Source organism: Streptomyces sp. NPDC002156 (assembly GCF_053593675.1).
The window spans coordinates 1-21,833 of the sequence record NZ_JBSFDA010000170.1 but is presented as its reverse complement, the minus strand read 5'-3'; the positions used below and the strand labels follow the sequence as shown (position 1 = coordinate 21,833).

Here is a 21,833-nt window from a genome sequence, read left to right as displayed (position 1 = left end):
GCTGGTGGTCCTGTCGATGGGCTGCGGCGGCGGGCTCTAGTTGTAGGACGTCGTCCCTTCCTTTATTTGTCGGTGATGAACGGTGCTGCGCCGATGTGAGTGGAGTCGGTGGCCTGCTGGAGGAGGAAAGCGGCCGCGTTGGTCCGCGAGAGGCGGACGCCGCCCTTGTCGCCGACCGCGCGGACGTTGACCGTGGCGGTCTTCGGGCCGTTGGTCAGCAGCGGGACGCGGACGATGGTCCACTTCAGCCCGGAGTCGCGGACGGTCTGTCCGATGCGGACGATGGCGTCGTAGGCCACGGGCTGGAACTTCCGGATGCCGGAGACCATGAGCCCGACTTTGAGGTCCCTTCGGTCGGCCGGGTCGGTGATGCTCGGGGTGCCCAGCGCGACAAGGCGGTCGACCCCGTGTTCCCGCATCGCCGCGATGATGCTGCGGTAGCCGGAGACCAGCGGGGGAATCTCCGCCTTGTTGGTGCCCGGGCCCAGGACGCTGAGCACGGCGTCGCTGCCGCGCACCGCCTCGCCGATGGCCGATGCGTCGTCGAGTTGTCCCTGGATCGCCGTGAGCCGCTGGTGGGAGGGCAGTTTCGCGGGCGTACGGGCGTAGGCGACGACCTCGTGGCCTACGGCCAGGGCCTGGTTGATCAGGAGCAGGCCGGTGGGGCCGGTGCCGCCGAAGACGGCTATGCGCATGGGTTCACCTCTACGGGACCGGGCCATGGGGCAGGGTTCATGTCCGTAACTCCATCCGAGCAGTGGCCTTGGGCGTCGCAGAAGGCGCCTTCCGGAGTGCTGATGAGCGTGAGCGCGGGTGGAGGCGTGTCGTGGGAGTCGCCGTCGCCGGCCGCGGCGAGGGTGTTGCAGTCGGCCGGCTCGGTGTGACGCGTGGCGGGTGCGGTCATGCGGACGCTCCCCATGCCTGCGCGATGGCGGTTGCGTAGCCCTGGACATGGGTGGCGCCGGCCACGGCGTGAGTGCCGTTGAAGACCGCGAACGGCACACCCGTGATGCCGAGCGCCTGGCCCGCCGCCCGTTCGTCGCGGACGGCCTGTGCGTAGATGTCCCCGGACAGCAGCGCGCGGGTCTCCTCGGCCGGAACTCCGGCGTCGGCGGCGACCTGGACCAGCACGTCGTCGTCGAACGGGTCGAGCTCGCCGGCGAAGTAGCCGCGCTGCAACGTCGAGAACATCGGCGTGGCCACGCCGTGAGCGCGGGCGAGATGCAGAACCCGGTGGACGTCGAAGGTGTTCGCGGCCGGGCGGTCCACGCTGTAGGGCAGGCCCTCGGCGCGGGCCAGGGCGGCCATCTGCGCTTCCATCCGGCGGGCGTGCTCGGCCGTGCCTCCGTGCTTGGCGACGAACACTTCCGGCACCGATACCGGTGTCGAGGCCATGTCCTGATCCAGTTGGAAGGAACGAAGGACCACCTGTACCTGCCTGACTGCAGCTGTGGTGACGGCCTGCTCCAGCCGGTGCTTGCCGATGTAGCACCAGGGGCAGCCCAGATCGGTCCACAACTCGATGACCAGAGGAGAGCCGGTGTCCGGTGTCGGTGATTCCGGCGCGGTGGACGTGGTCATGGAAGCCTCATTCCTGTGCACGATCTGCCCGCGAGCGCGGGTTTCGTCCCGTCACCGCAGGCGGGACTGCGGGCTGGTTCGGGTCGGGAGCCAGGCACCGCGGATGACGGCGGGTCTCGGCGCCGGACAGCCTCGGGTCAATCCGGAAGGCCGTCCCGCGCCGGGCGTGTGTGCAGCCGAGAGCGACCCTTTCAGGGCCTACAGGGCCTACAGGGCCTACAGGGCGGCCTGGAAGGCTTCGGCGAGCTTGCGGGCCTGCTCATGGGAGTCCGCCAGGGACGCCTCGTGCAGCGGTATGAGTTCGGACATGTAGGGGACGACCGGGGCGAGGGTGAGCTCGGGGGTCAGGACGCTCACGTCGAGGCCGAGCGACTGCTGGTGTCCCAGGACGGTTTCCAGGGTGGGGACCACATGGTCCATGCCGTGGTTGGGGGTGCCGGGGCCGTAGCCGCCGCCACGGGCCGATACGACCAGGGCAGGACGGCCCGCGGCCGGCGGCCCGTCGGGAAGCGCCACCGTGGCACCCACGGTCATGACCTGGTCCAGCCATGCCTTGAACACCGAGGGCATCGAGTAGTTGTACATCGGCACCGTGAACAGGTAGGCGCTCGCGCCGAGGAACTCCTCGATCAGCTCCTCCTGGATCGCCGCGGCCGCGGCCTGCTCCGGGGTGCGAGCGGCCTGGTCCGCGCTGCGCGCGGCGATGCCGACGGCACTGAGGTGAGGCACCGGCGCGGCTCCGAGGTCACGGTGCACGACCGGCCCCTGCCAGGAATCCCGAAAAGACTGGGCGACCTGCCGGGACACCGAGTCGGCGCCCAGGGAGGAGGAATCGATGTGCAGCAGATAGGACATGAAGGTGCCTCCGAAACCGAAACTTATCTTTTGTGCGCAGCGCCATCATGCGGCAGTATGAGGACCTCTACAAAAGGCACATTCATGTCTGTACCGAAGGAGTATGTGCGTCATGGACACCGCCGGCGTGACCGCCGACACGATGCCGACAGGGCCGTGCGCCCGTATCCCGGAAGGGCAGTCCGACTTCGTCCGCGAGATCCTCGAGCGTGTCGGCGACAAGTGGACACTGCTCGTGATCGCCACTCTGCAACAGGGCGTGCGTCGCTACTCCGATCTGCACCACACCGTGCCGGGGATCTCCCAGCGCATGCTCACCCTCACGCTGCGGCAGCTCGTCCAGGACGGCCTGGTCACCCGAACCGCATACGCCGAAGTCCCCCCACGCGTCGAGTACGCCCTCACCCCCCTCGGGATCAGCCTCCTCGACATCGTCGGTGCCCTGATCGACTGGGTCTCGACCCATCACGACGAGATCCGTGAGCACCGCACGCACGCCGGCCAGGCGACAACGAAGCCGACACCCGCGAACGCGAAAAGCTGAGCCGCCGAGTTGTGCCCGCCGCACCAGTGACTTCGCGGTCGCGATCAGCTGCTCTCATCCGGCCTGGATCGCCGGGTGCCGAAGATCCGGCATCGTACGCAGCGCGTCGACGAACGCGCGGTTGCTTGCGTACAGATCGACACCCATGCTCATGAACTGCAGCAGGGGGCGTCGGCCTGCTGACGGTTCTTCTTGCCAGCCCGTTGATCACCTCGCCGGGGTGGTGCGACGCTTGTAGTCGCGTGCCGGGCGGCGGGTGTGCGATGCCGCCGGGCTCTCCCAGGCAGCCGACGCCCTGAGGGTGTGGAATAAACGCTCACACCACTGGGCCACAGCTTCCACCATGTCGTCAGGTCCCTGATCGCTCGGGCCGGGGACCACCACGGCCAGATCCGCGAACACCGGGCCCGAATCGAACCCCGCACGTGTTGTGGCCGTGCTCGGTCAGACGGCCTGAGAGGGCGGTGGGCTCTGGCGTGTCGACGGGGCCACGGGCAACGGCAGAACCTCGTCGACAGGCCGCACAGGATCACATGGTGTGGAGTTCGATCAATGAGCGGCGCGAAGGCATGGGCCTGGCCGGATGCGGAGTTGCCCGTCCGCGCAAGAGAACATGCCCCACACGTACGCCCCCTCGGTCACAACCCGTTCGCCTCCTCGCGCGACCGGCAGCCGAGGCTCACGCCCTTGAGGTCGACCCAGCCCGAAGTGTCCAGAAAGACCGTCAAATAGCGGAAGCCGCAACGGAGTTGGGGCCTTTCCGGCAGGGACGGATGTGGTGCGGCTCATAGCAACCGGTGCGGCGCGATACGCATGTTAAAGGTGAGAAGGGAGTGGCAGAGGCTGTCTCCTGTTCCGTAGCCGTGCGAGGTGACGGGGCGCCAGGGCAGCGTTCGCCACGCCGTGCACGACCCGAAGGGATCAGTCCTTGCGTCACAAGAAGCGCGCCATGACTCGTCGCACCGTCCTCGGAGCGGCCGGTCTCGCAGCCGGCGCGGCAGCCGCAGTACCGGTTTTGGCCTCGGCCGCCCCGACCAAGGCCCCGACTCGGCAGGAGAGTGTGCCCCGTACCCGGGCGAAGACGTTCTCGGGCGCGGCGGCCAAGTCCGCGGAGCCGGGCTTCCCCGTCGAATACGTCGGGGTCACCTGGACCGGGGCCCAGCGCGGTGCCGCGATCAGACTGCTCGACCAGGACGGCAAGGCGGGCGCGTGGCAGACGCTGAAGCCGGTCTGCGCCGCCGGAGCGGACGGGGATGCCGGGACACCTGCGAAGAACGCGAGCGTGCTGGTGCCGACCGGCGGGGCCGCCGGTTACGAACTCACGATGCCGGACGGGGCGACCGACGTGCGCTCCACCGCCATCGACACGGTCAACGGTCCGACCTTCAAGGTCTCCGTGGCCACCGAGACCGCGTCGTTCCGGGGCGTCGAGTTCATCACCCGGGCCGGCTGGGGCGCCGACGAATCCCTCCGCTTCAAGGCGGACGGCACCGAGAACTCGCCGCAGACCTACTACCCGGCCCAGACGCTGACGGTGCATCACACGGCGGGCGCCAACGGCGACCTGGACCCGGCTGCCACCATTCGCGCGTACTACTACCTGCACGCGATCACCAACGACTGGGGTGACATCGGCTACCACTTCCTCATCGACGAGGCAGGCCTCGTCTACGAGGGCCGTTACACGGGCACGGACGGCATCCCGGCCCACAACGCCGAGGGGAAGATGGTGACCGCCTTCCACGCCTCCGGCTTCAACTCCGGCAACCTCGGCATCGCCGTACTCGGCACCTTCGAGAGCCAGGCCCCGACCGCCGCGGCCCGCGCGTCGCTGACCAAGCTGCTCGCGGCGCTGTCCGACTACCACGACCTGGACCCCGAGGCCGCCGTCACCTTCGTCAACCCTGTCAACGGCGTCAAGAAGGACGTCCAGATGATCAGCGGCCACCGCGACTGGCTGGCCACAGAGTGCCCCGGCACCACGTTCTACGGCGACCTTCCCGCCCTGCGTGAGGACGTCGCGGCAGCGCGTTCCGGAGGCTGACACAGGGCCGGCCCAGTCAGCCACAGCACGCGAGAAGGGCGTCCGCCGGAGCGGACGCCCTGCGACGGCTGACTCAGGAGGAGCCGACCGGCAGGTCGACGAGCAGACAAGCCCACAGTCGGCACATACGTACATGGACTACGTACTCCTACCGACGTCTCCCCGACACGTATGCCGTTTTCTTGCATTCATGACGACACCGAGCATGAAAGCGCGGAAAGACCCCGTCGTGCCTGTCGTCGGGGCCCTCGCCGTGGCCGTCCTGTTCACCGGGGGTTGTTCGAGCGCCCACGGCACCTCCCTTTCCGGGGATCCGTCCGAGAGCGCGACGGGGGTGTCCGAGTCGCCGAGCCCTTCGCCGACCCCGTCTCTCACTCCTCCGTATCCGACCGGGGCGTCCGGTTGCCACGACAACAAGGGGTGGACGGCCGAGGAATCCAGGGAGTGGGTTCGGCTCGGCGTCGACACGCCCAAGGAGAACTACGGGGGCGACGGGCTGCGGGTCGTCAGCCTGCCGGGGTACAACGGACCGCTCTGCCGGAAGATCACCGTGCAGGTCGAGTTCTGGAAGCTGGTGTACGGAGCCGCGAACGGCGCCGACGGCGAACGCCTCTCCAACGGGGCGCGGCCCGCCTACTACTTCGACATCCGCCGGGTGAAACGCGTCGAACTCCATGCGGACGCGAGCGTCGAGCGGAAGATCGCCCTGCCCGCGTCCCTCTACGCGACGGACCGCAGTCCCTGCGAGGGCGCCCTCCTCTCGATCACCGTGGGCAAGCCGCTGACGAGCAAGGAACTGCCCGAGGAGGTCGAGGTCGGCGGCGGAGAGTCCGTCTGGCGTGGCGCCACCGTGGACTTCCGGTCCCAGCGGGTCGCCGACTACGAACTGTCCGAGCCCTCGGCACCGCAGGTGTGCAGCCCGGACGGCAAGCCCACCGCCGACCCGGCCGATGTACCCACACCGGGCTCCCAGCCGACGGACCTCTATCCAACGGACCTCTATCCAACGGACCTCTATCCGACGGATCTCTACCCGACGCCCGACCGCAGCTTCGACATCGACGACGTCCTCCGCTCTCCCACGCCCTGAGCCCGTTTCGCGGGTCCGGGCGTGCACCGACCTCTTGACCTCTTGACCTCTTGACCTCTTTTCACCTCACCCTGGGGGAATCACATGCGTAAGCACACCGCGGCCACCGTCCTTTCCGGCGCCCTCGTACTCTCGGCGCTCGTTCTTCCGGGCGCCGCCCAAGGAGCGGAGCGCCCTGAGGCCGCGACGGATCTCAGAGCCCTCACCTCGCAGAGCGTCCAGCCGAAGGACGCGCTGGGCGGCACCACCTTCAAGAACGGGGTCGTCAACAAGGGCAAGGACATCGTTCTCGGCGTGACGGGCAAGAAGGCCGTTCCCGTCACGTTCACCGCCTTCGACGAGGAAGGCCTGGCCCTCACCATGGCGTTCCTGTGGCAGGGCACCGACAGTTCGAGCACGGACACCATCACCGGCGCCCTGGGGACGGACGACAACCCCGTCTGCACGGAGACGACGGTCGAGGGCGGCTACAGCTACAGCTGCAAGACGGTCTTCACCATCGACCCCGCGGTCGACTTCAAGGACGGCAACGGCATCGCGGGGCCCTGGAAACTCTTCCTGGGCGCCTACGACCTCTACGCGAACGCCAGTGCCGACGACGACGTCGCCAAGGCCAGCATCAAGCGTGCCGCCAAGCTGACCGTCAACGCCACCCCGGAGCCGGTGAAGAAGGGCAAGACCATCACGGTCACCGGCAAGCTGACGCGCGCCGACTGGTCCACGGGCAAGACCACGGGATACGCGACCCAGCCGGTGAAGCTGCAGTTCCGCAAGAAGGGCAGCAGCGCCTGGACCACCCTCAAGACGGTCAAGACCAGCCGCACCGGCGCCCTGAGCACCACCACCAAGGCCGGCTCCGACGGCGACTACCGCTTCGTCTTCGCCGGCACCTTCACGACCGGCTCCGCGACGTCGCCCGGCGACTTCGTCGACGTCAGGTAGGCGGCTTCCCGGCCGGGATCGCGGTGGCCGGTTCGCGGAGGCTGACCGACCACCGCCCCCGAGGGCACCTGGACCGGGCTCAGTCCTGCTCCGCGCGGGCGTCCCCGAAACGGCTCCCGGCGCGGCGGCGGGCCATCAGCGTGGCCAGGGCGGTACGTGAGGAGACCCCGGTCTTGCGGAAGGCGCGGGAGACATGGGTGTCGACGGTACGCCGGCTGACGTAGAGCCGGTCCGCGATGGCCTGGCTGGTGAGCCCCTGCGCCACCAGCTCGGCTATCTCCAGCTCCCGGGTGGTCAGGGCGGCCAGCAGCTGGGTGAGTTCGGCGCGGTCCGGGGAACCGTACGGAACCTCGGACCCGCCACCGGGCGGACGGGTGGCGTCGGCGAGGCCGACCAGCAGTCCGCTGCCGCCCGCCTCGGCGAGCCGGCGCCCCCTGAGCCAGGCGCGCGTGCCGCCCCGGCCATGGCCCGCCGCCGCTTCCAGCGGGGCGCCGAGCAGCAGGGAGTGGGCCTCCCAGAAGACCGCGCCGCAGCGGGCGCTCTCCGCCGCGGCCTCCGCGAACAGGTCCGCCGCCGCTGCCGTGTCCCCCTGCGCCAGCGGCAGATGGGCGGCGCTGCGCAGCGCGGACGCCCGCTGCATCGGCAGTCCCAGTTGTTCCGCCTCCTTACGCGCCCGCTCGGCCCAGTCGCGGGCCTCCTCGGACCTTCCCGTCACCAGTGCGGACGTGACCAGGATCTCCAGGTAGAGCGGCCGCATCGACGGCTGGATCCGCTGCAGTTCGGGGCCGCCCGCCCGGAGCATCGCGTCCCGGGCCCGGACCGGATCGCCGGCCATGAGCGCGGCCCAACCGAAGATGCACCAGGCCGTGGAGGCCCACCAGTCGACCCCGGTACCGGCCGCGGCCACCGCCTCCTCGGCGACGGCGAGCGGGCGCGGATCGCCCGGCGGGCAGGCGGCGACGAGTGCCGCGGCCTTGCTCGCCAGGACGAACGCGAGCAACTGGTCGCTGCCGATGCCGCGGGCGATGTCCTCGGCCTGGTCGGCGAGTTCCAGCGCCGAGGAGATCCGGCAGGTCTGGACCCGGATGTGGGACAGACACAGCAGGAGATGGGGCACGACATAGAGCTGGCCGCTGCGGCGGGCGATGTCGAGGCCGCGCTCCGCGTGCCGTTCCGCGTCCGGGTAGTGCTCCAGGAAAGCCTCCGCCCAGCCGAGCCGGGCCAGTGGTTCGCACAGCGCGGTGAGGTCGTTGTCGGGCAGGGAGTCGACCAGGGCGGCGGCCTGCCGGGCGAGTCCGTGCGCCGCCGTCATGTTGCCCTCGTACGCCTCTCCCAGCGCGGCGACGGCGAGGACGCCCGCCTCCTTGACCTCGTCCCCCAGGGACCGGGCCGCCGCGAGCGCCGCCTCGACCTCGGTGCGCACCTGGGCGTACGAGGTGCCGCTGTCCTGGGGCGCGGCCGAGCCCAGTTCCAGGCCGAGCCGGACGACGTCGGCCGGGGCGGGGCCGCGAGCCAGCTCGCGGCGCAACAGCGCGACCGCCTCGGTGCAGCGCCCCAGATGACGCTCCACCAGCGCGCACAGGACGACCGCGCGCACTCTGAGGCGGTCCTGGTTCTCGCCGAGACCCTGGTTCTCGTCGGTGGCCGGGCCACCGGGTGACCGCCGCGGGGTGGCGATCAGCTCCTGGAGCAGGTCGCGGCTCTCGCGCAGGCCACCGCACGCGGCCAGGGCGCGGGCCCGCCTCAGGACCAACTCGCGCCGCCGGGCGGTGTGTTCGGGAGTGTGCGGAAGGTGGCGGAGTGCCACATCGAGCCAGTGGGCGCAGCTCGCCGGGGCCGTTCGGGCGGTTCGTGCGGCGGCCTCGTCGAGCACGGCCACCGCTGCCGGGTCCCAGGCGGTCAGCGACTGTTCCACATGGTGGGCCCGCTCGGCGGCGGAGGCACCTGCGCGGGCCAGTTCCTGCGCGGCGAGCCGGTGCATCTCGACGCGCCTCAAGAAGGGCGTGCTTTCGTGGACGAGGGTTCGCACGACCGGATGTCGCAGGGTCAGCAGGCCCTGCGGGGCGGAGCGCAACAGGTCGCGTCGGGTGAGAGCGTGGACGTCGGCCGTGAACTCGGTGCCGGAGCGCCCGGTCACCCGGCTCACCATCGCCGGGGTGGCGTGCTCGCCCAGTACCGCCACGGCGTCGACGATGCCGCGCCGGGAGGGGGCGAGCGCGGTGAGTTCGTCCAGCAGCAGGGTGCCGAGTCCGGGCGGCGCCGAGGACTCGGGCGTCGTACCCCCGCGGTGGGCCTGAAGGAGGGTCAGGAAGTAGAACGGGTTGCCCTCGCTCGCGGCGTACAGTGCGGCGGTCTCGGCGGGCGGCAGACCGGGGCCGGCCAGTTCGGCGCAGTCGCGTGCGCTCAGCGGTCTCAGGCCGAGTCTGACGACCGTGCCCGTGTCGAGTTCTCGGGTGAGCCTGGCGGCGAGGGACTCGGGACTCTGGCGGTCACGGCGTGTCACGGCCAGGACGACGGGGGCGTGCACGGGATGGCGTACGAGATGGTCCAGCAACTCCAGTGACGCCGGGTCCGCCCAGTGCAGGTCGTCGAGGGCCAGCAGCAGCCCGGACGGGGCGGCGAGCCGGGCGAGCAGGCCGGCCGTGGACCGGTGCAGTCCGAAACGGTCGACCGCGCCGCTCCGCTGGAGAAGGGGCGCCACCGCGTCGGTCTCCTGGAAGCCGTCCAGGGCGTGCGGGTCGAGGTGGGCGAGCGCGTCGGTGAACACCTGGAACGGCACCTGCCGCTCGTACTCCGTGGCTCTGCCGCGCAGTACCGTCATTCCGCGTCGGCGCGCCCTCGCGCAGACCTCGCCGAGCAGCCGGCTCTTGCCGATGCCGGCCTCACCGGTGATGTCGACGAGCCGGGAACGGCCGCTGTCCCGGAACTCCTCGCCCCGTCCCGTGCCGCGTGTGCCGCCTGCCGAACGGTCGAGCAGCGCGTCGAACCGGGCCAGTTCGACGGAGCGGCCCAGCAACGGAGACCCGTTCCCGCTGTCCCCAACTACCGCGTCCGCTCCCACAGTTGCCCCCTTGTCTTTACATTCCCCTCACACATCATTCTCTCCTGGTGATCGTCGTAACCGCCGCGTCGGTGAACCGGGACGGACGGATCTCACAGGGCGAGCCGTCGGTCCGGTCGGAGAGGTGGCGTCCCGCCAGGTGGTGCGGCGGGTCAAGGAGCCGGAGTCCGCAGGTCATCGCCGCATCGGCGCGGTTCGGGGCCGGGCATGGCGCTGACGGCAGGTCAGCCGCCGCGCGACCCGGGAATCGTGTCCCAGGGGGTGGGTGACGCGCGGTTACCGGAACGCGTCGGGCAAGGTCGCACGGGGCACCCCGGAAAAGTTCCCTCCCGCGCCGGAGAGACCGTGATTCAGGTACTGACCTCGTAGAACTACCGGTACCGGGGGGCCGACGCCGCCCGGATGCTTGGCGGCGTGGACGGATCACGGCGGACATGACACATCGGTGGCACGGGTTGTCCGCCCGAACAGGCAGCCGTTCGCGATCCCGCTCGGCAACCGCTCGTTCTCACCGGTCCAGTCAGCCCGATGCGGGATACGCCGCCCCCGTCGACAGACGGCCTACCGACCAAAGTCCAGCCTCACTCGGGCTCTCGAGTACTCCCACCCAGTCCGGAGCAGACATGATCAAGCGAATCGCGCTACGCGCAAGAAGTCATACGGCGACCAGAGGTTCCGTTTTCCTGGTGCTCCTCGTGGTCCTCTTGGCCATCGCATCTCTCCAGTCCCCCCTGGGAGCCACGAAGGCAGTGGCCGCAGGCGACCCCTGCCCGGGAGGCAGCAATTCGGGAAACCAGTCATGGCCCTGCTCCAACCTGCGCAACCAGAACCTTCTTCCGCAGAGGACGATGCCGCATATCGTGTACCGCGGTGACTCCCGAAACCCGTACACGATATTCAGCGACGGCTTCCGCTCACGGGGAGGCAACAACAATATCGTCTCGCATGTCCAGGGCGACCGGCCCGGGAACAGCAACTACATCTCGACGAGCGGAACGCTCGACATCACCACTCCGTTCGCGCGGAGCCAGGGACTGCGCAACCTTGAAAGCGCTGCCCGAACGCGCTGCGGTCAGGCGCAGGCTGTGGCCAACGCGGCCCGGGGATGGGTAGCGAATATCTTTCCGGCGAGGTGCAGAAGTACGGCTACGGTGACGGCCGACAGCTACGTCTTCGAGATCGATACCGAGGCCGCCAGGAACGCGCTCCACGTGCCCACTCAGATCCGCGGGAACGCAAATCTCTACAACCAGTATGCGGTCCAGAACGAATGGGCCTACGTCCATCGGATTCCGCGCGAGGCGATCCAGGGAGTGCGCGTCTACCGAATGACCGCGCGAGCGACCGGGACCCTGATAGATACGCGCTCCATAACCTTCGCCTACAGCAATTACCTGATAAACCCCCACTACAACCCCAACCCGGCGGTCTACAGACCCAACAACGACGCGAGTTCCAATTTCACCTACACCTCGAACCTGAATATTCCCAGGCCTCCCGCGAACCCGTACACCCGAGGTTGCAGCGCGATCACGATGTGCAGAGGCGGTGGCAGCTGACCGTGCGAGAAGTGAGAGAACCCACCTCCGAGACGAAGGCAATCGCATCGTGAAAGACAACAAGCGGACAGCAGCGGTCCGGACCGGAACCTCACCTCGACGGCGGATGCGCGGCGGTCTCCTCGCCACCCTGGCCCTGCTGGCCGCCAGCACACTGACCTTCGCCGCGCCGGCGCGAGCCGACGAGAACACGGTCTGGGAGCAGGTGGAGGCCCTGGCCGAGCACGAAGGCGCCATCGCCGCTTTCGAGGACGCCGAGATCGGGCCGGTGATCATCTTCCCGAAGGACTACACCGGGGACATCGACAACCTGCAGCCCCCACCGAACTGGACCGACTCCACCGGGCACACACCCACCAGCTGGCCCACGCCCACCACCGCGAAGAGCCCCACCTTCACCACCGACGACCTCAGCACCCTCATCAGCGCGGCATACGAAGCGGTGCAGCCCGAGGGTGACCTGACGTACGAACTCTTCGTGACCTACGACGGGCCCACCGACCGCGTGGTGGTGCGGACCAACGCCCCGGCCTCGGTCACCGACCCCCTGGTCGCCGCGCACACCCCCGAACTCGTTGTCGAGAGGGAGACGACCAGCGTGCCGGAGATCGCCAAGTGCAAGCCGGCGCACGGTCCCCTCGTGTCCGGATTCCTCTCGGACCCCCTCACCCAGCTGAAGGCGCTGGCGGACTTCAACTGCGCCCTCTCGTACTTCGACGACCCCGAGTACGGGCCGGTGATCATCTTCCCGATCGGGCACGAGGGCGACATCGAGTACCTTCCGCAACCGGAGAACTGGACCGACGCCGGCGGAGAGTCGGCGAGCGACTGGCCCGTCCCCGCCACCGCGTTGAGCCAGCTGTTCACCTCCGAGAAGGTGGACGAGGTCACCGAGGCCGCCTACGCACGGCTCGCGCCCGAGGGCGACAACACCTACAACACGTTCGTCTACTACGACGGCGCGATCGACCAGGTCATCGTGCTCACGGCCGCCCCGTCGTCGGTCACCAATCCGCTGGTCAGCGACTATCCAGGCCTGATCAGGATCAGGCCCAGTCCGGACAACAACGTCCGGCTGGTCAACGTCAACAGCGGCAAGGCCCTCAACGCGGAGGGCTGCGGCACCGGGACCGGGATCAACCAGTGGGCTTCGCTGGACAACACCTGCCAGCAGTGGCAGTTCGCCGTTACGGCCGACGGCCACTACACCATCACCAACGTCCAGAGTGGCCTGGCCCTGGAGAACATTCACTGCGGAACGTGGAACGGCGCGTTGATGGGCCTGGCGACCCCCGCCGACAATGACTGCCAGAAGTGGGACTTCGTCGAGGCCGACGGCCACTACACCATCACCAACGTCAAGAACGGCCTGGCCATCGACGTGAAGAACTGCGCGACGGCGGACGGCGCCCTGGTCCGCCAGTGGACCTCGCTCGGCAACGCCTGCCAACAGTGGGACATCGCACTGGTCGACAGCTGATCGCCGCAGCGGAAGCGTCCGTACGCGCGACGGTCCGCCGGTTCTGCCGGCGGACCGTCGCGCCGGACGAGGCCAGGGGGATTCTCGTCCGGCGTTCACTCCGTCTCCCCGTGAGCCGACACCCACCAGCCCGCGATCTGGGCGCGGGTTCCAAAGCCGAGCTTGGTGCGGATGTTCCCGACGTGGAAGTCGACTGTGCGCAGCGACAGGACCAGTCTGGCGGCGATCTGACGGTTGCTCATGCCCGTGGCCACCAACGCGGCCACCTCCAGTTCCCGACGTGTCAAAGGACCTGGGGCGGTGGCCGGGTTCGCCGGTTCGGCGCCGGTGTCCAGGGCATGGTCGATGGCCTGTCGGGGGCTGTCGTGGCCGCCGCCGACCGCGACAGCCCTCTCGTACGCCTCCGGACCCAGTGCCCCCGCGACCCTCTGTTCGCACCTTGCGTGGAACCCGGCCATCAGCGGACCCAACGCGGAAACGTCCACACCCAGATCACGCAACAGCTTGCGCGCGGAGCCCATGAGCCGACCTGCTCGTTCGTACTCCCCGTGGGCAGTGATGATCCAGGCGAGCGTCTCCAGCATCAGCGAGGTGGTGAGCGGCTCGTTGAAGCCTCGCTCGATCTCGAGCGCGGCCCGGATCAGCGCCAGGGCCTCCTCGCGGTCACCACGACTCCAGGCGTCCCAGCTCAGCGCCCACATCGCATGCGCGCGCGCCCACCGCTCACCGTGCACCTGCGCCAAGGCGACCGCCTGCCGGCCGGTCTCCGCCCCACGCGGATTCCCCATGTCCCTCTGCAGCCCGGCCAGCTGGAACAGCTGGAAGAGCGCCGAGGCCTCCCCCTCGGCCGCCGTCTGGGCAGCTACCGCGCGTTCGAACAAGGGGACGGCCTCCGCCAGCCGTCCCTGGAACATCGCCAATGAGCCGCGAAGGCCCACGACGCGGGCGCTCACCACCCGATCGTCCTGCCCCTCGCCCAGCTCACCGGCCTCGGCCAGCCACCGGTCGGCCGCCCCGTGGTCGCCCTGCAGCAGCGCCACCCAGGACGCAGCGCACAGCGCCCGGGCACGGGCGGGGGTGGCTTCGGGCGCGGCGGCGAGCGCACGGTCGAGCTGCCGACGCCCTTCGGCGAGGAATCCGCCGACGCACCAGTGGAAGCGCAGCGCCGCGGCCAGCTCGAGGGCGGCCTGCGGGTCGTCGTCGTGAGCCAGCGCGGCCAGCAGATTGGCGTGCTCGGCGCGCAAGCGGGCCAGGGCCTCCTCCTGGCCGGGCCCGTACCAGCCGTCGGCGATGCGTTCGGCGAGGGCGAGGTGGAAGTCGCGGTGCCGCAGCAGCAGTCGCTCTTCCTCGCCGGACTCGGCGAGCCGCTCCCGGCCGTACTCGCGGATGGTCTCCAGCAGTTGGTAGCGGGGCAGGCCCTCGTACTCGACGGGCAGGACGACGGACTGGACGACCAGCCGGTCGAGGAGGTCCAGCACCTCCCGGTCGAGGATGCCCTCTCTGGCACAGACCGCCTCGGCGGCGTCCAGGCCGAAACCGCCGGCGAACACCGACAGCCGGTTCCACAGCAGCCGCTCGGCGGGGGAGCACAGCTCGTAACTCCAGTCCATCGCCGCGCGCAGCGTGCGCTGCCGAGGCCGCGCGGTCCGGCTGCCCCCGGTCAGCAGGGCGAAACGGTCCGCCAGCCGGTCCACGGCCTGTTCGACGGTGAGCGTACGCAGCCGGGACGCGGTCAACTCGATGGCGAGCGGCAGTCCGTCCAGGTCGGCGCACAGCCGGGTGACCGTGTCCCAGTTGGCGTCGGTGATGCGGAAGTCGGGCCGTACGGCGCAGGCGCGGTCCCGCAGGAGTTCGACCGCTTCGTCCGGCACCTTCAGGGGCGGCACGGTGAACACATGCTCCCCGCCGATGCCGAGCGTCTGGCGGCTCGTCGCCAGGATGCGCAGTTCGGGGCAGGCCGACAACAGTGTGCCCGCCAGCTCGGCGCAGGCGTCGACCAGGTGCTCGCAGTTGTCCAGCACGATCAGCGCCCGGCGCTCGGCCAGGTGTTCGGCAAGCGTGGCAAGGGCGGGTCTGGCGCCCGAGGCCACGTTGCCCACAGCGGTGGCGGCCACGGTCGCCACCGCCGAGGGATCCCGCACCGGTGCCAGGTCGACCAGCCACGTCCCGTCGGGGAAGGCCCTCCTGGCCGCGGCGGACACTTCCAGCGCCAGCCGCGTCTTGCCCACGCCGCCCACCCCGGTGAGAGTCAGCAGCCGCGCCGAGCCGAGGAGACGACGAACCTCGGCGATATCGTGGCGCCTGCCCACGAACGTCGTGAACGCCTCGGGCAGGTTGCCTTTTCGTGAGACCGGTACGGTCACGTCACTCGCCTCCCGCCAGCTCCGAACCGTGCCCTGACCCGGCCCACTGGTCGACGGCCGTGCGCGAGCGGCCGATGCAGGCGTGCGTCAGTCACCGCAGCTCAGCAACGACTGACGCACACACGTCCTAGACCGGCATGGGCAGCTGAGCAGGTCGATTCCGCTGCATCCGTGACCCGTAATGCATCGGTCTCAGCACAGAGATCTACGCAAGATATGATCAACGGCAGCGTAACTGGGCAGATCACTCCACGTCCAGTATGTCAGTGAAGTTCGCATTGTCGCTGGTCAGAGCCGCATTTTGGGTGCACTCGGCTGATGTCTCGCAAGTTCCGGGAGTTCGTGACCACGAGTGCGGCAGCGGCGGGACCCTCTCTCGTATGGACCCTCGCGGTGACCGGGCGGGCCCGTCACCGGTGCTGCGCCGCGCCCAGCTCGTCGGTGAACCGGCCGAGGGCGTCCTCGGCCGTGGGGACGGGGCCGAACAACTGCTCCTGGCGGAGGGGGTCGGCGACGTAGCGGCCCGTGTCGAACCAGCCGAACATCGCTGCCATGTCCTTGACCAGGGGCATGAAGCGGCCGGCGACGGCTCCTGCGGCGCGGGCGACGGCGGAAGGGACGGCCCACACCTTGATCTTCTTCCCGGCCCGGCTGCCCATCAGGTCGGCCACCTCGCGCATGCTGACCGGACGGTCCCAGCCGATGTCGATGCGCTCACCGTTGTCTGCCTCGGCGTCGACGGCGGCCGCCAGGTACGCCGCGAGGTCGGAGGTGTGGACCAAGGTCAGCGGGACGGTGGTCTTGCCGATCCACGTCAGGCGGCCCTTGTCGATCGGGTTGCCCGCCATGGTCGCGATCTGGTCGAGGAAGGCCCCCGGCCGCAGTGCGACGAACGGGACGCCGAGCTGTTCGAGCTTGTCCTCGGCGAGCTTCTTGTGCCAGAAGTGCGGGACTTGGGGCGTCTGGTCGCTGGTGAGGATGCTGGTCAGGACGAACCGCCGGATGCCGGCGCGGTGGGCGGCCTCGGCCAGGTTGGCGTTGCCGACGGTGTCGATGTCGTGCGCGTTCTTGCCGCCGCGGGTGTAGCCGGCAGCGGTGGTGATGACGGCATCGGCGCCGTTCATGGCGGCGACGAGCGAGTCGAGGTCGAGCATGTCGCCGCGGGCGATCTCGACACCCCGGCTTTCGAGCCTGCTCGCGTCGGTGGTCGGCCGGACCAGGGCGCGGACGTTCCTACCGCGCTTGAGCAGTTCGTCGACGACCTTGCCGCCGAGGGAACCGGTCGCGCCGACGACGAGGACCGGGAGGGTGGTGGCCATGGGGGTCTCACTTTCCATCAGGTCAGTGGTGGGGGGTGGGGGGAATTGGGTGGGCGTGGCAGTGGTGGGCGTGGGAGGTGGGCGCCGTCGGCCCGGGTCGCCCAGAGGCCGGCCTGCGGTGGGCGGATCGGCGGAGCGGGTCACCGGCGGCCTGCAGGAGCTTGCGGGGCCGAAGGCGACCCGGACGCGGGTGATGCGGCCAACCTGCATGCGGGCTGGCCGGCGACGGGGAAGGGCTCGCAGGCCCCGCGGGTGTCGCCCTGCCCCCGAACGAGTTCCGTCCTGCCTCCACCGGGACAGCTCGCGCCTGCCCCTCACACCGAGACCCCGTTCACCCTGGTTCTCCCCGACGTACGGGAGCGAACGGGCGGGTTCCGCCCCACCCACTCGGCTCACCGGGCTTCTTCCGGCAGTCGGGGAGCCTGGCTCCGTTCAGCACGGGCCTTCGTGAGCCGAGTGCGCTGCGGCACTGTCCACTTCGCGGGAACGCCGGAAACGATTCGCGCTCCAGGCCGGAACCGGGGTGTGGGCCGAGGGGAGTTACTCGGACTCCTCCCGCGGAACAGCGTGACTGTTGATCGCGTCGGCGATGGCGTAGGCGGTGCGGACGAAGGACTCTGCTTGCTGCGCCGACAGGTTCCGCGCGGAGGTCTCCTCCAGGGCCCGCCACATGGCTGCCAGGGGCTCGCGCATGGCACGGCCCTTGTCGGTGAGGTGGACGACCATGACACGCCGGTCGTGTTCGGCCGGCTCGCGGACGAGCAGACCGGCGTCCTGCATGCGACGTAGGGACTTGGAGACGGTGGAGTGGTCCAGGCCGACGCTTTCGAGCAGCTCGGACTGGGTCTGGCCGTCCCGGTCGAGGAGGTGCATCAGCAGCAGTTCCTGTCCGGGATGCAGATCCATCTCGCGGAGCATGGCGGCTGCGCGGGCGCGGTGAGCACGGGCGAGCTGGAAGATCGCGTAGCTCATGGGCCCCTCACCGGCCGTGGTGGGGGTGCGCGGGGTGGGGTCGGGCATGGTTCGGTTCCTCAGACGGTGTGGGTGGGGTAGTCGGTGTAGCCGGCCACTCCGCCGCCGTAGAAGGTCGCCGGGTCGGGGGTGTTCAGCGGCGCGTCAGAGCGTAGCCGCTCGACCAGGTCCGGGTTGGCGAGCGCGAGGGCGCCGACCGAGACGAGGTCGGCCGTGCCGTTGTCGACGTCCTTGGCGCGGGTGGGCAGGTCGGTGCCGGCCCGGTTGAGGATCAGCGTGGTCGGCCACAGCGCGCGCAGGGTGCCCAGCAGCTCCTCGTCGCCCGCGTGCATCACGTGGAGGTAGGCGAGGCCGAGCGGGCTGAGGGCGCGCAGGAGCGCCGGATACAGCTCGGCGGTGTCGGACTCGGCGATGTCGTTGTACGGGTTGCCGGGGGAGATGCGCAGGCCGGTGCGGTCGGCGCCGATCTCGTCGGCCACGGCAGCGGCCACCTCGGCGGCGAAGCGGATGCGGTTGTCGAGGGAGCCGCCGTAGCGGTCGGTGCGCTGGTTGGTGTTGTCGGACAGGAACTGGTGCACCAGGTAGCCGTTGGCACCGTGGATCTCCACGCCGTCGGCGCCTGCCGCGACGGCGGCCGCCGCGGCACGGCGGAAGTCGTCGACGGTCGCCGCGACCTCCTGCGTCGACAGAGCACGGGGTGCCGGCATCTCCTGGGGCCCGGACATGGTGAACATCGCGCCCTGCGGCCGGATCGCCGAAGGGGCGACCGGCTGACGGCCGTGCGGGGTGTTGTCGGGGTGGGCGATACGTCCGGTGTGCATCAGCTGGATGACGATCCGGCCGTCGGCCTCGTGCACGGCGTCGGTGACCTTGCGCCACCCGGCGATCTGCTCGTCATTGTGGATGCCGGGGGTGAGGAGGTAGCCCTGACCGTCGGCGGAGGGCTGGGTTCCCTCGGTGATGATGAGCGCGTGCGAGGCCCGCTGGGCGTAGTACTCGGCGTTCAGCTCGGTCGGTACGCCTTCGGGCGTGGAGCGGTCGCGGGTCATGGGGGCCATGACCAGACGGTGCGGGAGGGAGATGCCACCGACGGTGGTCGGTGTCCACAGGGCGTTCAGCATGAGGGGTCCTTCGGTGCGGTGGTGATCGAAACAGGGGGACGGCGGGCGTGATCAGTCGACGGTGAGGACGAGCTTGCCCCGGACATGGCCGGCGTCGCTGACCTGCTGGGCCGTGGCGGCCTGGGCGAGCGGGTAGGCGGTGACGGTGGTGACGACCTTGCCGGTCGCGGCGTCCTGGGCCAGGGCGGCCAGGCGGGCGGCCGAGCGTTCCTGGCCACCGCTGGCGAAGGTGATGCCGAGCCGCTGCGCGCTGAGGTCGGCGATGGTGACGATGCGCTCGGTGCCGCCGCGCAGGGTGATGGAGTCCTCCAGGGCGCCCTTTCCGGCCAGGTCGAACACCGCGTCCACGCCGTCGGGGGCGAGCGCCCGGACCCGCTCGACCAGGCCCTCGCCGTAAACGGTCGCGGTGGCGCCGAGCGAGGCGAGATATTCCTGATTGCCGGGTCCGGCGGTCCCGATGACACGCGCTCCGCGGGCCGTGGCGAGTTGGACCGCCAGGGTGCCGACCGCTCCGGCCGCGCCGTGCATCAGTACGGTCTCCCCGGCGGCGACGCCCAGCAGGTTCAGGACCCGCTCGGCCGTCTCGCCCGCCACCGGCAGCGCGACCGCGTGCCGCCAGTCGAGGCCGGCGGGCTTGGGAGCCACGGTGGTGGCCAGCGCGTACTGGGCGTACGAGCCGGTGTCCGACCAGCCCAGCACCTCATCGCCCACCTTCACGTCCCGCACGCCCTCACCCAGGGCGTCCACCACGCCTGCGAGTTCGCCACCGGGGATGGCGGGCAGCGGCGTGGGGAACCTGGCCTCCAGGGTCCCGGAGCGGATCTTGCCGTCCAGAGCGTTCAGCCCGGCCGCCTTGACGCGGACGCGGATCTGTCCGGGGCCGGGCTGCGGGACCTCGACGTCCGCCTCGTGCAGCACTTCCGTGCCTCCGAAACGGTCGAACCGGATGGCTTTCACGACGACTCCTCCCGTGTCGCCACCCATTTAGGTGGCTGGACACATAATCAACGTAACAGCAAACGTGTGGCTAGCCAAGTATTTGCTGGGCCAAGGGTCACCTCGGCTGGAAGCCGAGCCCGCGTCTCACGCACCGCCTCCGGCGGCTGCTCCTGGGCGGTGGCGGCCCTCAATGTTGGCGATGTATCTTGATGACATACATCGTGGATGCTGGAGGTGCTCGATGTCCGTCACGCAGATCGATCTCGATGACGAGGCGCTTGCCGAGGCGATGCGGCTGATGGGCGCCACGACGAAGAAGGAGACGGTCAACGCGGCCCTGCGGGACTACGTGGCCCGGATCAAGCGCCTCGATGCTGCCGAGAAACTGGCCGCGCGCGGTGCACGTGGCGAGTTCGACCAGGCTGCGGCGGCGCATGACGCAGGCAAGCGTGCCCGACGCGAGGCCTTCGAGTGATCACATACCTGCTCGACACCTCCGCCCTGTGGCACCTGTTCCGCACCCCCGGAGCTCTGGCGCCCTGGGAGGGACACATCGCCGCTGGGGTGTTCCACCTCTGCGAGCCGACACGCGCCGAATTTCTCTACTCGGCAACCAGTCCGTCCCACCGGGACGAGCTCGCGGAGGAGTTGGACGCACTCTGCCTGCTCTCTCCCGTTCCGAAGAATGCCTGGCGTTGGGTCGATACCGCCCAGTACAAGCTGACACAGCAGGGTCAGCATCGTGCGGCAGGAGCGATCGACCTGTTGGTGTGTGCGACCGCGGTCCACCACGGGCACACCGTCCTCCACGTGGACAACGACTTCGCGACGGTCGCCGGAGTGCTCAAGGAACTTCAGCAGCGGGACGTACGAGCCTGATCAGGTGAGTCAGTTCTGTCGTGGGCCGTGGATCGCGGTCCTGCGCTGACGGTGCGGCCGTCGGCCGCCGCGCGGGCGGTCGGGAAGAGCTCGTCGCGCGGGGCGTCCTTGAGCAGTTGACCTGCGTCCGTCTCGATGGTCGGCAGGGTCTCGGAGCCGGAGTCGGCCCCCGGGGAGCCACGCTCTCCTTCCCGCTGAACGCGGTCCTCGGTTCTCTTGGCCGCGCGGTGCGGCAATGCGTCCTCGACTTGGGTCCAGCTCTTCATGGCTGGGGCTCAGCGCCGGGCCTCGGCCACACGGCCTTTGCGGGCGCGTTCGGCGCGGTACCCGGCGAACCGCTGGAGTGCGGACGGATTGTCGGTCGAGCCGGCAGCCAGGTCGCCTTCGTCGCCGGTGTCGGCTCCGGAACGGGCCTGGCCACTGCCCGTGCCCTCGCTGAATCCGGGACCGCTGTCGCCCTCCGCCGACATCGACGCGAGTGCCGTGGACGCGGCTGCGTCCTGCCGGCCTGACCGCGAGCCCGCTGCAGTCGGAGGGGATCCGATCGCATCCCCGACGGCCGCTTGCTCTACACCGTGACCGTCCGTGCCCCGCACCCCACGTCGATGTGCCCGCATCCTGGCGACAACCGCTTCTTCGTCACCACGGCCCGGTACGGGGTGAGGAGTCCGACCGTCACTTCCGGCGCGGTGCTCAGTGCCCGCGTACCGGTCAAGGGAGCAGTGGCCCGCTCTCGGCGCGCAGGCCGCCCAAAGAGGTGGCCCACCTGGCCGTTCGGCCGTCAGACATGCTCGTCCGGTTCGTCCACGCGGTTGGTCCGGGCGTCGTTGTCGAGGGCGAGTCGGCCGCACCCCGTGTGGCCGACGCCCGGATCCGAACCGCTCAGTCGGCCATCGCCTCGCGGACGAGGGCGGTGTCGACGAACTGCTCGAAGCGGACGATGAGTCCGCCGCGTACGACGAAGTGGTGGGCGACGCGGACGTCGATCCGCTTGCCGGTGGCCTTGTTGGCCGCGGTGTAGCGGGCGAGGACGACGACGTTCTCGCCGTCGACGACGTAGGTGTCGTCGTGGGCGGTCCAGCTG

Annotated in this window: 20 protein-coding genes and 1 pseudogene; 8 read left to right on the top strand and 13 right to left on the bottom strand. The window is 69.9% G+C overall.

Going from position 1 to position 21,833, the window contains the following annotated elements; genetic code table 11:
- Positions 1–62: 62 nt before the first annotated feature.
- From ACWCRB_RS40860 to ACWCRB_RS40850, 3 genes are all read right to left on the bottom strand, one after another.
- Positions 63–695, bottom strand: coding sequence for an NAD(P)-dependent oxidoreductase (locus ACWCRB_RS40860; RefSeq protein ID WP_451000907.1), 633 nt, complete (start codon positions 693–695; stop codon positions 63–65).
- Between the two features lie 205 nt (positions 696–900).
- The gene (locus ACWCRB_RS40855) at positions 901–1,581 is read right to left on the bottom strand and encodes a DsbA family oxidoreductase (RefSeq protein WP_451000906.1); all 681 of its coding nucleotides are present in this window, start codon (positions 1,579–1,581) and stop codon (positions 901–903) included.
- Between the two features lie 216 nt (positions 1,582–1,797).
- On the bottom strand, positions 1,798–2,436 hold the full coding sequence (locus ACWCRB_RS40850) for an FMN-dependent NADH-azoreductase (protein WP_451000905.1): 639 nt from the start codon (positions 2,434–2,436) through the stop codon (positions 1,798–1,800).
- Between the two features lie 112 nt (positions 2,437–2,548).
- Here ACWCRB_RS40850 and ACWCRB_RS40845 point away from each other — a divergent pair, with 112 nt between their 5' ends.
- From ACWCRB_RS40845 to ACWCRB_RS40830, 4 genes are all read left to right on the top strand, one after another.
- On the top strand, positions 2,549–2,980 hold the full coding sequence (locus tag ACWCRB_RS40845; RefSeq protein ID WP_451000904.1) for a winged helix-turn-helix transcriptional regulator: 432 nt from the start codon (positions 2,549–2,551) through the stop codon (positions 2,978–2,980).
- A gap of 949 nt (positions 2,981–3,929) precedes the next feature.
- Complete coding sequence (locus tag ACWCRB_RS40840) at positions 3,930–5,024, top strand: peptidoglycan recognition protein family protein (protein ID WP_451000903.1); 1,095 nt, start codon at positions 3,930–3,932, stop codon at positions 5,022–5,024.
- A gap of 205 nt (positions 5,025–5,229) precedes the next feature.
- The gene (locus ACWCRB_RS40835; RefSeq protein WP_451000902.1) at positions 5,230–6,114 is read left to right on the top strand and encodes a hypothetical protein; all 885 of its coding nucleotides are present in this window, start codon (positions 5,230–5,232) and stop codon (positions 6,112–6,114) included.
- Positions 6,115–6,198: 84 nt separating this feature from the next.
- Entirely contained in the window at positions 6,199–7,056 is an 858-nt protein-coding gene (locus tag ACWCRB_RS40830; RefSeq protein WP_451000901.1) for a hypothetical protein, read from the top strand.
- Between the two features lie 79 nt (positions 7,057–7,135).
- Here ACWCRB_RS40830 and ACWCRB_RS40825 read toward each other — a convergent pair whose 3' ends face one another.
- Positions 7,136–10,072 (bottom strand): helix-turn-helix transcriptional regulator, encoded by a 2,937-nt coding sequence (locus tag ACWCRB_RS40825; RefSeq protein ID WP_451000908.1) that lies wholly within the window; start codon positions 10,070–10,072, stop codon positions 7,136–7,138.
- 668 nt (positions 10,073–10,740) lie between these two features.
- Between ACWCRB_RS40825 and ACWCRB_RS40820 the strand changes: the two genes are divergently transcribed.
- Together ACWCRB_RS40820 and ACWCRB_RS40815 are read left to right on the top strand one after the other, a co-directional pair.
- Positions 10,741–11,676, top strand: a complete 936-nt coding sequence (locus tag ACWCRB_RS40820) for a hypothetical protein (protein WP_451000900.1) — start codon at positions 10,741–10,743, stop codon at positions 11,674–11,676.
- 49 nt (positions 11,677–11,725) lie between these two features.
- A complete protein-coding gene (locus ACWCRB_RS40815) occupies positions 11,726–13,156 on the top strand; it encodes an RICIN domain-containing protein (RefSeq protein ID WP_451000899.1) in 1,431 nt (476 codons plus the stop codon).
- Between the two features lie 95 nt (positions 13,157–13,251).
- On the opposite strand, the gene ACWCRB_RS40810 is transcribed toward ACWCRB_RS40815, so the two are convergent.
- The 5 genes from ACWCRB_RS40810 to ACWCRB_RS40790 all read right to left on the bottom strand — a co-directional run bounded on the left by ACWCRB_RS40810 (position 13,252) and on the right by ACWCRB_RS40790 (position 19,888).
- The gene (locus ACWCRB_RS40810; RefSeq protein ID WP_451000898.1) at positions 13,252–15,519 is read right to left on the bottom strand and encodes an ATP-binding protein; all 2,268 of its coding nucleotides are present in this window, start codon (positions 15,517–15,519) and stop codon (positions 13,252–13,254) included.
- Between the two features lie 410 nt (positions 15,520–15,929).
- On the bottom strand, positions 15,930–16,838 hold the full coding sequence (locus ACWCRB_RS40805) for an SDR family oxidoreductase (RefSeq protein WP_451000897.1): 909 nt from the start codon (positions 16,836–16,838) through the stop codon (positions 15,930–15,932).
- A 540-nt stretch (positions 16,839–17,378) separates the two neighbouring features.
- A complete protein-coding gene (locus ACWCRB_RS40800; RefSeq protein WP_451000896.1) occupies positions 17,379–17,858 on the bottom strand; it encodes a MarR family winged helix-turn-helix transcriptional regulator in 480 nt (159 codons plus the stop codon).
- A gap of 11 nt (positions 17,859–17,869) precedes the next feature.
- Positions 17,870–18,931, bottom strand: coding sequence for an alkene reductase (locus tag ACWCRB_RS40795; RefSeq protein ID WP_451000895.1), 1,062 nt, complete (start codon positions 18,929–18,931; stop codon positions 17,870–17,872).
- Between the two features lie 51 nt (positions 18,932–18,982).
- A complete protein-coding gene (locus ACWCRB_RS40790; RefSeq protein WP_451000894.1) occupies positions 18,983–19,888 on the bottom strand; it encodes an NADP-dependent oxidoreductase in 906 nt (301 codons plus the stop codon).
- A 223-nt stretch (positions 19,889–20,111) separates the two neighbouring features.
- Between ACWCRB_RS40790 and ACWCRB_RS40785 the strand changes: the two genes are divergently transcribed.
- Complete coding sequence (locus tag ACWCRB_RS40785) at positions 20,112–20,345, top strand: type II toxin-antitoxin system VapB family antitoxin (RefSeq protein ID WP_369034785.1); 234 nt, start codon at positions 20,112–20,114, stop codon at positions 20,343–20,345.
- Positions 20,342–20,749: a PIN domain nuclease gene (locus tag ACWCRB_RS40780; protein ID WP_369034786.1), complete on the top strand. Its 408-nt coding sequence runs from the start codon at positions 20,342–20,344 to the stop codon at positions 20,747–20,749. Before ACWCRB_RS40785 ends, ACWCRB_RS40780 begins: the two co-directional genes overlap by 4 nt.
- Before the next feature lie 47 nt (positions 20,750–20,796).
- Here the strand turns inward: ACWCRB_RS40780 and ACWCRB_RS40775 are convergent.
- The 4 genes and pseudogenes from ACWCRB_RS40775 to ACWCRB_RS40760 all read right to left on the bottom strand — a co-directional run.
- Positions 20,797–20,913 (bottom strand): annotated as a pseudogene (locus ACWCRB_RS40775) (DNA-binding response regulator); the annotation flags it as partial.
- A 111-nt stretch (positions 20,914–21,024) separates the two neighbouring features.
- Positions 21,025–21,219, bottom strand: a complete 195-nt coding sequence (locus ACWCRB_RS40770) for a hypothetical protein (RefSeq protein WP_451000893.1) — start codon at positions 21,217–21,219, stop codon at positions 21,025–21,027.
- Positions 21,220–21,317: 98 nt separating this feature from the next.
- Complete coding sequence (locus ACWCRB_RS40765; protein WP_451000892.1) at positions 21,318–21,464, bottom strand: hypothetical protein; 147 nt, start codon at positions 21,462–21,464, stop codon at positions 21,318–21,320.
- Between the two features lie 167 nt (positions 21,465–21,631).
- Positions 21,632–21,833: nuclear transport factor 2 family protein (locus ACWCRB_RS40760; RefSeq protein WP_451000891.1), on the bottom strand; the 202-nt coding region annotated here is incomplete at its 5' end.